This is a genomic window from Paraburkholderia sp. GAS333 (assembly GCF_050435665.1).
GTDB lineage: Bacteria > Pseudomonadota > Gammaproteobacteria > Burkholderiales > Burkholderiaceae > Paraburkholderia > Paraburkholderia fungorum_A.
Window position 1 is genome coordinate 541,272 of sequence record NZ_JBNDKS010000003.1, and the last position, 12,550, is coordinate 553,821.

The window sequence follows — 12,550 nt, forward strand, 5'->3', positions numbered from 1 at the left end:
GGCCTATCGAAGCAGAATTCGAAATTGATGCATGAAACTCGAATCAGAAGAATTCATATTTTTTGAGGGACTTTATTGAGGTTGCGTTCCTACACTTGTCGTTGCCGGATTCGGAAATTGACCGCATTCCATCCACACGTCAGAGGACAATGATGAAAGACGAACTCAAGGCCACCGCGCATCGTTCGGCGCCGCTGAAAACCCCAACCCGTCTAAGTGAAGACGCAACCCGCGACATCTCAGCGGCATTGACCACGCTGCTCGCCGACATGCTCGCGCTCTATATGAAGACGAAGAACTTTCACTGGCATATGTCCGGGCCGAACTTCCGCGACTACCACCTTCTACTCGACGACCAATCCAGCCAGATCTTCGCGACGACTGATCCACTCGCAGAACGTGCACGCAAGATTGGCGGAAGAACGCTCCATTCCATCGGTCAGATTGCAAAGCTGCAACGCATTGCCGATAACGATGCGGGATTCGTCACGCCGTCGGACATGCTGGCCGAATTGCGTGAAGACAATCTCGCGTTGCGCGGCTATATGAGCGAAACCCACGCGCTATGCGACGAATATGGCGACGTCGCTACGGCCAGCCTGCTCGAAGAATGGATCGACGAAGCAGAACAGCGCGTCTGGTTCCTGTTCGAATCCGGGCGCAATACCTGAATGTTATTCGAGGCGGCCGCCACGACTGCGTCGTTTCATAAGAATTAATCGTTCTGAAGTTCGTGACCGGTATTGATGCGGTACGATTCGAGCCCACAAACCGTATATCAACAACAACACAAGAGTGGAGAAAGTTGGCTGAGCCTGCTTCTGGAGTTCCGCCGGCTAATCGCGGTCAACTCCGGATTGCGGGCGCGGGTACGACTGGTGCGGGTGCGACCGCACCAGTCGTACTGGCCGTCGCGTCCGCGATCGGGAACCCCGCACCCATATATCGCATTGCCATGTCATTCGCAATCTTCTCCCGTGGTTTTATTTCAGATAAATTTCGGCTAGCCTTTACACCTTTGCGCATGCCAGCGCAAAGATGCAGTCGCCGCCCATCTTTATCATCGCCCGGCACTTACCTGATTGAGAAGTTCCGGTGCGTGGCCGCAATTCGAGAAGAGTAGAAGAGTCGCCGGCTTCGCCACTGCACAAAGTACATGCATAAGACATGCTTCCCTGCAAAGCACAAAACAAGATTTCAATAGAAAAATTTGCACAATGCATGCAATCTGTCGCGCGGCTATTTCGTTCGCGCATATCGGCAAATTGATTTCACGGCACTGCGCCGCCTGGCACGAATACTCGGGATGGACTTTCTTACAAAGCACCGCACTAACATTCAAGACGTACAGATTCTGCCAGGGTAAGTTCAATCATGTTGGTAATGTTCTGAAAGGCTCACTCCGGCGTGCGAGATAATCTTGCATCGCCCACACGTCAATAAACGACGCGCCTTCAGAAATTCGCTGAATCACCGTCTTTATCGACATCTTATCGACATCCCGCGACCGGCCTTGATGCTTCATCGGCCAGTAGCAATTAGTGCAATCGGCATTGGCGGATACTACCCATTATCCGTATGAGGATAGCAGGCAAAAAGAGCCCATGCGCGATGCGGTTCGTCACACGACGACACCCGCATAGCCATGGCTTCGCCATTCCTTTTGTTGGCATGCTCCTTTTTCTGAATCTGAAATTGACATGATCGAAATAGGCCGCTTCACAATCGATCTGGAAATGCGCACTTTGCAGCAGGACGGCAAAGTCGTGCCTCTTGGATCTCGCGCCTTCGACATCCTCGCCACGGTCGCGTCGGCCGGTGGACGTCTCGTCACGAAAGACGAGTTGATGAATACAGTGTGGCCCGAAACGATCGTCGAAGAAAACAACATTCAGGTTCACTTATCCGCGTTGCGGAAAATACTCGGCCCGGATCGCGATCTGATTCTGACCGTGCCCGGGCGCGGTTATCAGTTATTGCAACGGAAGAAAGAATCCGCGCCGGACACGCAGGCAGCGGCCAATGCGCAACTGTTGGGAACAGGTCGTTTGCCACGCCCCAACGCGCAGCTTGTCGGACGCGACATCGAGGTCGCGCAAATCCGCGCGATATTGAAAAACACCCGTGTTCTGACGCTGGCAGGTGCAGGCGGCATCGGCAAAACCAGTCTCGCGATCGAGGTCGCGCGCCAGTCGGCGCAGGACTTCCCCACCCCGGTCTGTTTCGTCGAACTGGCTGCATTGACGAGTAAAGAGGCGATCGTGCGCGCAATTGTCGACGGCTGGGGACTGCCGTCATCGCCCAATTGCGGAAGCGAAGCCGAGCAACTCGGGTTTGCACTGCCCGAAGCACACCGGTTACTGCTGCTCGACAATGCCGAACATGTCGCCGACCACGTCGCGGAAATCGTCGAGTTGCTTGTCGCGGACAATGAAGCGTTGCGCGTGCTCGTCACGAGTAGAGAACCGCTGCGCATCATGCCGGAGACGGTGTTCAGAGTCGATCCGCTCGACGTGCCGCCGCCGCACGCCACGGATGCGGAAATTCTCGCGCGCTCGTCGGTCAATCTGTTCCTGCTGCGCGCTCATTCGATGCAGAGAGAGACTGGCCCCGAAAGCACGGAGATTCAACTGGTCGGCGAAATCTGCCGGCGACTCGACGGCATTCCGCTGGCTATCGAACTGGCTGCGGCGCGCGTGCTCACACTCGGCGTAGAGGGCGTGCATCAGCGGCTCGACGACCGCATGGCGATCCTCGCCGGCGGCTACCGGACTGCATTACCGCGTCATCAAACCCTGCGCGCCACATTCGACTGGAGCTTTGCGCTGCTCGATTCGAGTACTCAGGCGTTGTTCCGGCGACTCTCGACATTCGGCGGCGTTTTCACTTTCGAGGCAATGTGCGCGGTCGCCTGCGATATCGAGTTGACGGTCGGCAATTCTATCCACGGTATTAGCGAGCTGGTTTCGAAGTCGCTTGTGAATGTCGAGTTCGACGGACCGGTTGCCAAATACCGGCTTGCCGAATGCACGCGCGCGTACGCGTTGGAGAAGTTGCAGGCAGAAGGAGAAGCGCGCAGGATCGCGGCACTTCATGCGCGGTATCTGTCCAACTGTTTCGAGGCGCAATCGGCGGAAACGCGTCAGGCCGCTTCAGGCAGTCCGTCAGACGTTCAACAGACATTCGACGACGCGCGCAGTGCTTTCGACTGGGCTCTCTCTTCCGATGGCGACATGCAACTCGGCATCGAACTCGCGTCGAATCTGGCTGGCGCGTTGCTCGACCGGGGCTTGATGGAAGAGTGCTGCGCACTCGCCGAACGCGCTGTGGAAGCGATCGAACAGCTTCCCGCCGGTACTGTCGACGTCACCGGTGCACTACGCGTTCGCGCGGCACTGGCGGCCGCGCTTACGCACGTACGCGGCCCTGTGCGGAGGTCGCTCGAACTTTGGCGTAAGGTGCTCGACCTGGCCACCCAGGCGGGCGACGCCGAGTTTCACGCGCGTGCATTGTGGGGCATGTGGAACGCGCTGCTTTCGAGCGGACGCGTCAATGAATCGATGCAGGTCGCCACGCAATTCCAGGCATGGGCGCAGTCGCACGGCACGGCGTGGCAGCAGATTCTCGCGGACCAACTGGCGGCCATTTCGCTGCACTGCCTCGGTCAGCATGCGGAGGCTCGCGACGGGTTGATGAATGTGCTGGAACGCTCAGCGTCGCTGCGTGACGACGCGCGGCCGGGCGGCCGTTTTGCAGTCGATCCGCTCGTGTTCTGCAATGGCACGCTGGCGCGCATCGTTCTGCTTCAGGGCGATCCCGAGAAGGCCATGATGATCGTCGACAAAACGGTCGATCTGGTCGGCGCGGAAACCATGGAGCCGTCGCTCACGCATGTGCTCGGTACGGTGGCGGTGCCGCTTGCGCTGATCTCGGGCGATGTTCGGCGCGGTCGGCACTATCTCGAGATCATGCGCTCGCAAGCCGCGCTGCATCGCTTCGACACGTGGAACGACTGCTGCGAATGCCTGGCCGGTTGCAGCGACATTCTCGACGGTCAGATCGAAACCGGTTTGCCGCGCCTCGAAGCCGGTCTCGACGCGCTGCTCGCACGCGGCTTCAGACGACTCGTCACACCGTTTATCGTCGCGAGCGCGGAAGCACTCGTTGCTATCGGACGGTTGGCGCAAGCCTCCGCGCGACTGCGCGACACGCTCGAATTCTGCAGAAACAACGGCGAGCTGTTTTTCTTGCCCGAGGTTTGGCGGGCACTCGGCATCGTAGCGCAGGCTCAGGCGAACGAGCACGTTCGCGGAGATAAGGCATTCGTCGAAAAGATCGAGCATGCGTCCGCGTGTTTTCGCGAATCGATTGAATTGGCGCGAGAGCAAGGTGCACGATTGTGGGAGTTGCGATCGTCGATTGCGATGGCGAAGTTGCTGCACGAACAGGGCCGCAATGGCGAAGCGCTCGACCTTCTCGACGCGCTGGCGCCGTGCTTCAGGCGCACATCCACGGCGAGCGATGTTCAGGCGCTATTCGACTTGATCGATTCGTTGCATGCGCGCACTTGCGATGCGTGTGCGTCGGGTGGAATACAAACGGCGCTGGCGATGCATGCCGTTGCGTAGCGCGGCACAGTTTTCGATTTCTGAAAATACAGCGCCCCGTTGTCCACTTATGAACGTGTCGGGGCGTTGTCGTCAATTCTGTTTAAGCTATCCCGCGATGCGTTTGAAGCTGGTGTAGTAATCCTCGGTGTAATAGCAATCGCCGGTCTGTTTGCGTGGTCCGCCACACACGATGCGTCGCTGCCCGCGATCCGCCGCGCCAGGCGTGCGAACCGTGTAAGCGTGGTAATAGCCGCGTGGATGTTCCGGCAGCAAAGCCGCGCTATTGCGAAACAGCACACCGTCCTCACCGAAAGGGTAAGGACCGCCAGCCTTGATCAGACGCAGTGTTTCGGCGGCTTCGCCCGGCAACTGCGCCTGGGTGACGGCAGGCAGCGCACCCGACACCTTGGCGCCCGATGCGGCCGCTGCGTCGCTCGCGGTTTGCCCAGGCTGGCTCGCCGCCTGACTCGCGGACGCGCCCGCGTCCTGAGTCGCATTTTGCGATCCGCCTTTGCCGCATCCACCGAGGATCGCGCTCAAGGCAAGGATGCAGGAAAAAACCCATGCTCGTTTCACGAAACGGTGCCCCCGGGTTGACCAGCACTCGACAACTACGACCGGTTTCAGGGTATCGCTAATCGGCGGGTGAATCAACGTGCCGTAGCACCAGAGGCGCTTTACGCAATGTGCGGACCCAACCGCTCTTCCGGGCTTCAGCGAACTACCCAAATCACGCAGGTTTCAAGCCCGTCGTAAATCTCCGCCCGCCCGTCGACGTTCAACGCGAGCGGCGCTGCACGATCTCCACCGTTGGGCGATACTTGCGCCCCTTCAAAGAACCCGGAGCAAGTTAATTGTCGAAGATTCTGGATTTTCGCCGCGAGATGTTGGGGATCGCGCTTCTTACGCTTCTGGCAGGTTGCGGCGGCGGGAGTAGTGATGCCACGACATCGTCGACTGCGATTGCCGTCACTAACGTATCCGTCGCCCCCACGTCGGTTACTTTGGCGCTGGGTAACAGCGGCACCTTCGCAGCGACCGTCACGCCCGCCGACGCAACAGACGCGGCCGTCACGTGGACAAGCAGCGACGCAACGGTCGCGACCGTTTCCGGTAGCGGAGTCGCGACGTGCGTCGCGCAGGGATCGTCGACGATCAAGGCATCGACGGCAAACGGACAGGAAGGCGATGGAACGCTCACCTGCGAAAAACCGTTTTCCGTGCTGGAGTTTCTCAAGCTGAAGTCGTATCAGGATTCGACGGGCGTGCACTCGATCACCGACGCCTGGTTCGGGACGCTCGGCATCTCGCCGCTGAATCTGATCTACTCGAGCAATCTGGTCACGTGCCCGCTCACGACTTGTACTGACGAATACGAGGTCGATGCGACGAAGGTCGCTGCGGAGGCGGCGAGCGCGGATTCCACCGGCAGCACTCCGGTGTCGCTCGATCTGGAAGTGTGGGATTCGGACCGCTTCACGCCGACGGTGGCAACCGGAAACGGCAAGACGATCGTACAGAATCTGAGCGATGCCGTGTCGGCGTTCAAGGCCGACAATCCCGGCGCCGTGGTGGGCCTCTACGCCGAGGTCCCGCAGAACACATTCACCTGGAGCGCGACGTCGGAACAAACCTACGACAGTCTGAATCCGCAGTACGCATCGGTGGCGGCGCTGGTGGACTACTACAGTCCCTCGCTTTACAACTACGGGTATGACGGAACCGCGAGTGGCGACGCAACCTGGAATTCCGCGGCGGTGTATGCCGTTGACCAGTCGCGCGCGTTCGACACCCTCAATGGCACGAGCAAGAAAGTCCTTCCGTATATCACGCCGGTCTGGACCGACAGTACCGGAACGACCCACATTCTGACCTACGATCAGATGATGTACCGGCTGAACGCGCTGAAGGCGGCTGGCGCGGACGGCTGCATTCTGTGGATATCGAGTGAGCAGATCGACCCGTCAACGGGCGTGCTGCTGGTTATCGACACCACGGCTGGATGGTTCAAGGCGGTCGTCGATTTCAAGGCGGCGAATCTTTGAAGGCAGGCAGCTTTGAACGCAGGTTGACACGCGGACGATGCCTGCGTGAGAACCCGCCTGGGATCGGCGCTTGCTCCTCCAGTAGACATCAACTCAAGGAGGACGAATCATGTCGACCACACCCAACAAAGACGAAAATCCGATCCGGCCGGATCAGTCGGATGTCGTGCAAACTGATCTGCCTGATATAGGGCCGTCTGCCGATCCAGATGATCCGCCACTCGATCCCTCTATCGACCCCGACGTCGAGGACGATCAACCGTAGGCGGCGCCGACGCCCTAAAGCACTTCGGCCCCTGGGCGTCGGCCATGCCATCTCTGCTTGCGGTCGGCCTTACCGCCGCCGTTCGTCTATCGCTGCCGTGCTAGCCAATCATCTTGTCCAACGTGATGGGCAAATCGCGAATGCGCTTGCCGGTCGCATTGAAAACCGCGTTCGCAACGGCGGCGCCCACGCCCGTGATGCCGATTTCACCGACGCCACGCGCGCCCATCGGCGTATGCGGGTCCGCTTCGTCGTTCCAGATGATGTCGATCTGCGGGACGTCGAGATTAACCGGCACGTGATAGTCCGCCAGCGATGGGTTCATCACGCGGCCTGTTCTCTCGTCGAACAAGGTCTCCTCCATCAGCGCGAGACCGAGACCCATGATGATCCCGCCGCGAAACTGGCTCGCAGCAGTTTTCGCATTGATGATCCGGCCGCAATCGAACGAGCCGAGAAAGCGGCTCACGCGAATCTCGCCGGTAATCGCATTCACCCGCACCTCGCAGAACAGCGCGCTGTGGCTGTGCATCGACCAGTGCTGCAACTCGAAGGGCATCGGCGCCTCGGCCTCGACACTGAGTTCCTGCTGCCTCGCCCGCGCCAATAAGGTGACGTAGCTCTCGAACCGGCTTTCGTCCTGAAGCGCGCAGAGACCGCCGTCGCGGCCGCCCACTTCGTCCGCCAGCAGGCCGGACAGCGGCGACGTATTGCCGGCGAACTGCAACAGTTTGCCGACCAGCTTGTGATGCGCCGCGATCACGGCCGCACCGATCGCGGCGGTCTGCTGCGAGCCACCCGCGAGCACGACGCCCGGCAACGTGGAGTCGGCGTAGTCGAAGTCGATGTCGTCCATCGTCAGGCCAAGACGCTCCGCGATCACCTGCGTTTGGGCGGTCGAGGTCCCCATCCCCATTTCGTGCGCAGCAATGCTGACTTTCGCCCGACCTGCGTTCGTCAGCGTGATCCGCGCGGCGCCGCCCGGCATCCGGTAGTAAGGATAGGTGCCCGTGGCGCAGCCCATGCCGACCAGCCAGTCGCCGTCGCGTCGCGCACCTGGCAGCGCGCGCGAGGCCCAGCCGAATCGCTCACGGCCTGCCTTCCATGCATCGACGATACCGCGCTGCGAAAACGGCAGGCCCGAGGTTGGGTCCTTGTCGGGCTCGTTCGCGATACGTAAGTCGATGGGGTCCATGCCCATCGCGTGGGCCAGTTCATCGATCGCCGATTCAAGCCCGAACGTGCCAACTGCCTCGCCGGGCGCGCGCATGAACGTGTTGGCCGTCATGTTCATTTTGACGGTCTCCACATCGAGCAGAAAACTGCGGGACGCATAGGCGCTCTTCGCCGGAAGGATGAACGGCTCCGGCATGTTGTTGTGCGGCGTCATCGCGACCGTCCCCGTGTGGATCAGCGCATCCAGCGTGCCGTCGGCCTGAGCGCCCAAAGCGACGCGCTGCTCCGTGAGCGTACGGCCGCCGACGATACGGTACACACCCTCACGCGACAGCATGATCCGCACGGGGCGCTGCGCGAGCCTCGCCGCCGCTGCCGCCAGCACCTGATGCTGCCACAGCGTTTTCGAACCAAAGCCTCCGCCGACATACGGCGAAGTCACATGCACCTGCTTCTCGTCGATGCCGAAAACATGCGCGATGGTCCACGCTTCGTGCGCGACCGCCTGAACCGTATCGTGGATACGCAACGTGTCGCCTTCCCACGCGAGCGTCGCCGCATGCAGTTCGATCGGATTGTGATTGTGGCGCGGGGTCGTGTAGCGAGCATCGATTCTGTGCGGCGCAGCAGCCAGCATCGCCTCGGCATCGTTGATTTCGAGCTTGAGCGGCTCGCCCTGAAACACGCCCGGCTCCGAACCCTTCGCTTTCGCCGCCTCGAGCGACGTAACGGCGTCGCTATCCGCCTCGTAGCTGATCCTGATCAGCGACTGCGCATAGTCGGCCTGCTCCTGCGTGTCGGCGAGGACCAGCGCGACGGGCTGGCCATTCCAGTGAACCTGGTCATCCTGCATGATTGGCAGATCGTCGCCGCCGGCCGCTTTAGGCTGCGTCATGAATGCCGGCATCGGCTTCAGACGCGGGGCGTTACGGTAGGTCATCACCAGTACGACACCTGGCGCGGCCTGCGCATCATCGGTGTCCATCTGGACGATACGGCCACGGGGAATGGACGAGTACCTGAGCGCGGCGTAAGTCATTCCCTCCAGCGGAAACTCCGCAGCGAACGCTGCGCGGCCCGACACCTTCAACGGTCCATCGATCCGGCTAATCGACGCACCGATCAGACCGTGCTTGTGATTGATCAGCGGATCAGGCCGGCCGCCGGGAATAAAGCTGTCAGGGGCGAGAGCAATGGCCTTTTTCATCACCGCCTGCATGGCGTCCTTGAGGATAGGCATCAGCGAGTCTCCTGGAGAGCAGTCAACTTCACCAGCGTGTCCGTGATGACGCGCTGGGCCAGTTCGATCTTGAACGCGTTGTCGCGCAGGCCTCGCGCGGAAGCGAGTTCTGCCTGTGCGGCCGCGCGGAACGCGGCTTCGGTCGCCGGAGCGCCCTTGAGCGCCGCCTCCGCGATAGCGGCCCGCCACGGTTTGTGAGCGACGCCGCCCAGGGCGATCCGCACTTCACGCACTATGCCGCCCTGCACGTCCAGAACCGCCGCGACCGAAATCAGCGCGAACGCGTACGACGCCCGATCGCGCACCTTGCGATAGCTCGAACGTCCCGGGAGACCAGCCGGCAGAGTCACCGAGGTGATCAACTCGCCTTCGTCGAGCACTGTTTCCCTGTGCGGCGTTTCGCCGGGCAACAGATGAAAATCGACCAGCGGAATGATGCGTTCGCCATGGCGGCCCTCGACGGTGACTTGTGCGTCGAGGGCGGCAAGTGCAACAGCCATGTCGGACGGATGCGTGGCAACGCAGGCAGCGGAAGCGCCGAGAATCGCGTGCATGCGATTGAAGCCTTCCAATGCGTCGCAGCCCGTGCCGGGTTCGCGTTTGTTGCAATGCGCGGCGTCGTCATAGAAATAGCCGCAACGCGTGCGCTGCAGGAGGTTGCCGCCCACCGTCGCCATATTGCGGATTTGCGCCGACGCCCCTGCCAGGACAGCTTCCGATAACACCGGATAGCTCTCGCGCACGCGCCGGTCGGATGCCAGCGCAGTGTTCCTGACCCCGGCGCCGATACGCAGGCCGCCGTCATCGGTCGCCTCGATGGCGCACGACAGGCGCGTGACGTCGACGAGCACCACCGGATGTTCGATGGTCTCGCGCATCAGGTCGACCAGATTGGTGCCGCCGCCGAGGTATTTGGCGCCCGGTTGCGCGCCGAGCTTAAGCGCTTCCTGCCGGTCGGAAGCGCGTTCGTAGGTGAATGGATTCATCAGGCGGCCTCGCGCTTGTCGGGGCCGCTGCCGGACGTGCCAAAAGTGTCCTGGATTGCATCGACGATGCCGTTGTACGCACCACAGCGGCACAGGTTGCCGCTCATTCGCTCACGCAGTTCTGTGTCGGTCAGCGAGAAGCTTTCCGCCGCGACGTCTTCGCTGACATAGCTCGGCACGCCGCACTTCAACTCTTCGGCCATCCCGACTGCCGAACATATCTGTCCGGGTGTGCAGTAACCACACTGGAAGCCGTCGTGCTCGACGAATGCCTGTTGCAACGGATGCAGTCTGCCCGGCTCGCCCAGTCCTTCGATAGTGGTGATCTCGCAGTCCTGATACTGCACGGCGAGCGCGAGGCAACTGTTGATGCGCGCTCCATTCACCAGCACGGTGCACGCGCCGCAAGCGCCTTGATTGCAGCCCTTTTTTGCGCCGAACAGATGACGTTGCTCCCGCAGCAGATCGAGCAGCGACGTCCTCGGATCGAAATCAAGTTCGACCTCGCTGCCGTTTATGACGAAATGCATGATTGCACTCCCTGTAAATTCGGGCATGCGTCGCGTACGGTGACGCGTCCCGGTTCGTGCGGCAAATACACCGGAAATGACCGGCGGTGTTTGGCTGCAGTTCCTTGCTGGACTTGCTTCGATGGGGAATGGAATGTCCGCGCGGAGCGAGACCGAATGTGCAATTCGGGTCGTTGGGACAAGTTGCCGGCCGGGTCGCGCAGCCCCAGTTTGCGATTGGAGCAATTCGCGGGCCTTGCGATGGGTGTGGCGAAAGCGGACTCGTTTTGCGGACGAGATTGGCGAGCGCTTCATTCGACTGACGAATGGCTGCGCGCGATTGAGGAGAGTTCTGTTGATAAGCGGCGAGGCGGGCGCTCGGCCTATGTCACCGGCCGCTACAACGAGTGCGAGGAAGTTATCGGTCGAGAAATGCGTTGTGGCATCCGTCGCTCATATTGTCCAACGCGCCCGCTGCCAAAAAATCTATTCCAGCAACGTTCACTTTCCCGGCTTGATTGCGCTGAGATAAGCGGTTCGTTCCGGCCCGAAAAGTTGACCCGAATCGACACGAGGCCGGAATATTTTCTCGAACAGCATGCGATCGTCATCTGAACACGCCTGTTCCAGAAACGTCCCTAGTGGCGGTGCCCATGGAAACGGCGTGCTCTTCAGAAGAAGGTCCCACGAGCGGATCAGCGAACGGACAACGTCAATATGAAACTCCATGTGAATGTCGGCGAAACCGCTGTCCAATGCATGACGAACCAGATCGCGCTCGTTGAAATTGGTCATCGGATTGGCGGCAATATCCTCTTCGGTATCGGGAAGCTGGGTAGCTTTCCAGCGATGCAGCAGCCGGAAAAAACGATCGTCCGAAACCGCCGGTCCTGCATCGATGAATTTGCGCAGGGCAAGTGTCTCGAAGGCCTCGTCGCGGCGAATAGGCTCAGCGATGGAGATTCGGCCACCGGGCTTCAATATGCGATGAAACTCGCGCAGTACTTTCGCCTTATCTGGAAGATAGGCGATCACCGCGCGCGTGGTGACAGCATCGACAGTCGCATCCGGTATCTCTTTCAGATCATCGGCGGAACATTGAAGGAACGTGCATTGATCCGCAATGTTGCGTTCTGTCGCAACGGAATGGCAGTGCTCCAGCAACAGCGGAGAAACATCGGCTAGATACACGCCAAGAGTTGCGCCAATCCGCGCAATTGCCCGAAACGCCAGCAGGCCGTCGCCGGTTCCCACATCCACTAGCGTTGTACCGGGCGCAAGTTTCGCTGCATCCAGCACACGGTCTGCAATTCTGGCGACTTCCGCGCGCAATTGCCGCTCGTGCTCATGGTCGGCAGCAAAACGGTCGCATAGCAACCACTGTCGCCACAAGTCGGGGTTTGCATGCTGCGGAATGTTCATTGATCGTTTTTCGAAGATTGGTTAGATCGCCAGCGCGTCCTGGAGGGAATGCTCGCGTCAACCGTGGATTCACGCGATTCGTGAATATAGTGAATGGACCTTAAGAAAGCCTGAGGTTAAAGGCGACTCTGTGGAAAGCCGGCTTGAGGATGAATCTTCTCTGCCATTGTTTCGAGTGCCCGGACGCGAATGTCGTCGATGCTGAAGTTTCAACGCACGGTTTCAGTTAAACAACGCACGCCCATAAAAAAATGCCGCCAGGTCTCGAACCGGGCGACATTCTCAATGACCACTCTC

At 60.2% G+C, this 12,550-nt stretch carries 9 protein-coding genes; 4 read left to right on the forward strand and 5 right to left on the reverse strand.

Features of this window, described 5'->3' with window-relative positions:
* Positions 1 to 152: 152 nt before the first annotated feature.
* Together ABH945_RS18185 and ABH945_RS18190 are read left to right on the forward strand one after the other, a co-directional pair.
* The gene (locus ABH945_RS18185) at positions 153 to 671 is read left to right on the forward strand and encodes a Dps family protein (protein ID WP_429251916.1); all 519 of its coding nucleotides are present in this window, start codon (positions 153 to 155) and stop codon (positions 669 to 671) included.
* A 1,029-nt stretch (positions 672 to 1,700) separates the two neighbouring features.
* A complete protein-coding gene (locus tag ABH945_RS18190; RefSeq protein WP_429251414.1) occupies positions 1,701 to 4,628 on the forward strand; it encodes an ATP-binding protein in 2,928 nt (975 codons plus the stop codon).
* Positions 4,629 to 4,715: 87 nt separating this feature from the next.
* Here the strand turns inward: ABH945_RS18190 and ABH945_RS18195 are convergent, their stop codons facing one another.
* A complete protein-coding gene (locus ABH945_RS18195; protein ID WP_429251415.1) occupies positions 4,716 to 5,186 on the reverse strand; it encodes a ribonuclease in 471 nt (156 codons plus the stop codon).
* A 278-nt stretch (positions 5,187 to 5,464) separates the two neighbouring features.
* Between ABH945_RS18195 and ABH945_RS18200 the strand changes: the two genes are divergently transcribed.
* Positions 5,465 to 6,655 (forward strand): Ig-like domain-containing protein, encoded by a 1,191-nt coding sequence (locus tag ABH945_RS18200; protein WP_429251416.1) that lies wholly within the window; start codon positions 5,465 to 5,467, stop codon positions 6,653 to 6,655.
* Between the two features lie 109 nt (positions 6,656 to 6,764).
* Positions 6,765 to 6,920 carry a hypothetical protein gene (locus tag ABH945_RS18205; RefSeq protein ID WP_171910314.1) on the forward strand — a complete coding sequence of 52 codons (156 nt, stop codon included), beginning with the start codon at positions 6,765 to 6,767 and terminating at the stop codon, positions 6,918 to 6,920.
* A gap of 100 nt (positions 6,921 to 7,020) precedes the next feature.
* Here ABH945_RS18205 and ABH945_RS18210 read toward each other — a convergent pair whose 3' ends face one another.
* The 4 genes from ABH945_RS18210 to ABH945_RS18225 all read right to left on the reverse strand — a co-directional run bounded on the left by ABH945_RS18210 (position 7,021) and on the right by ABH945_RS18225 (position 12,253).
* A complete protein-coding gene (locus tag ABH945_RS18210) occupies positions 7,021 to 9,336 on the reverse strand; it encodes a xanthine dehydrogenase family protein molybdopterin-binding subunit (protein ID WP_429251417.1) in 2,316 nt (771 codons plus the stop codon).
* The gene (locus ABH945_RS18215) at positions 9,336 to 10,322 is read right to left on the reverse strand and encodes an FAD binding domain-containing protein (RefSeq protein WP_429251418.1); all 987 of its coding nucleotides are present in this window, start codon (positions 10,320 to 10,322) and stop codon (positions 9,336 to 9,338) included. Before ABH945_RS18215 ends, ABH945_RS18210 begins: the two co-directional genes overlap by 1 nt.
* On the reverse strand, positions 10,322 to 10,852 hold the full coding sequence (locus tag ABH945_RS18220) for a 2Fe-2S iron-sulfur cluster-binding protein (RefSeq protein WP_429251419.1): 531 nt from the start codon (positions 10,850 to 10,852) through the stop codon (positions 10,322 to 10,324). The genes ABH945_RS18215 and ABH945_RS18220 overlap by 1 nt, the downstream gene beginning before the upstream one ends.
* Positions 10,853 to 11,332: 480 nt before the next feature.
* Positions 11,333 to 12,253: a class I SAM-dependent methyltransferase gene (locus ABH945_RS18225; RefSeq protein ID WP_429251420.1), complete on the reverse strand. Its 921-nt coding sequence runs from the start codon at positions 12,251 to 12,253 to the stop codon at positions 11,333 to 11,335.
* Between the last annotated feature and the right edge of the window lie 297 nt (positions 12,254 to 12,550).

What these genes read in the sequence shown, in the direction of transcription:
- ABH945_RS18210 (WP_429251417.1), bottom strand. Translation starts at nt 9,336, where the DNA reads ATGCCTATCCTCAAGGACGCCATGCAGGCGGTGATGAAAAAGGCCATT.
- ABH945_RS18185 (WP_429251916.1), top strand. Translation starts at nt 153, where the DNA reads ATGAAAGACGAACTCAAGGCCACCGCGCATCGTTCGGCGCCGCTGAAA.
- ABH945_RS18220 (WP_429251419.1), bottom strand. Translation starts at nt 10,852, where the DNA reads ATGCATTTCGTCATAAACGGCAGCGAGGTCGAACTTGATTTCGATCCG.
- ABH945_RS18215 (WP_429251418.1), bottom strand. Translation starts at nt 10,322, where the DNA reads ATGAATCCATTCACCTACGAACGCGCTTCCGACCGGCAGGAAGCGCTT.
- ABH945_RS18205 (WP_171910314.1), top strand. Translation starts at nt 6,765, where the DNA reads ATGTCGACCACACCCAACAAAGACGAAAATCCGATCCGGCCGGATCAG.
- ABH945_RS18225 (WP_429251420.1), bottom strand. Translation starts at nt 12,253, where the DNA reads ATGAACATTCCGCAGCATGCAAACCCCGACTTGTGGCGACAGTGGTTG.
- ABH945_RS18190 (WP_429251414.1), top strand. Translation starts at nt 1,701, where the DNA reads ATGATCGAAATAGGCCGCTTCACAATCGATCTGGAAATGCGCACTTTG.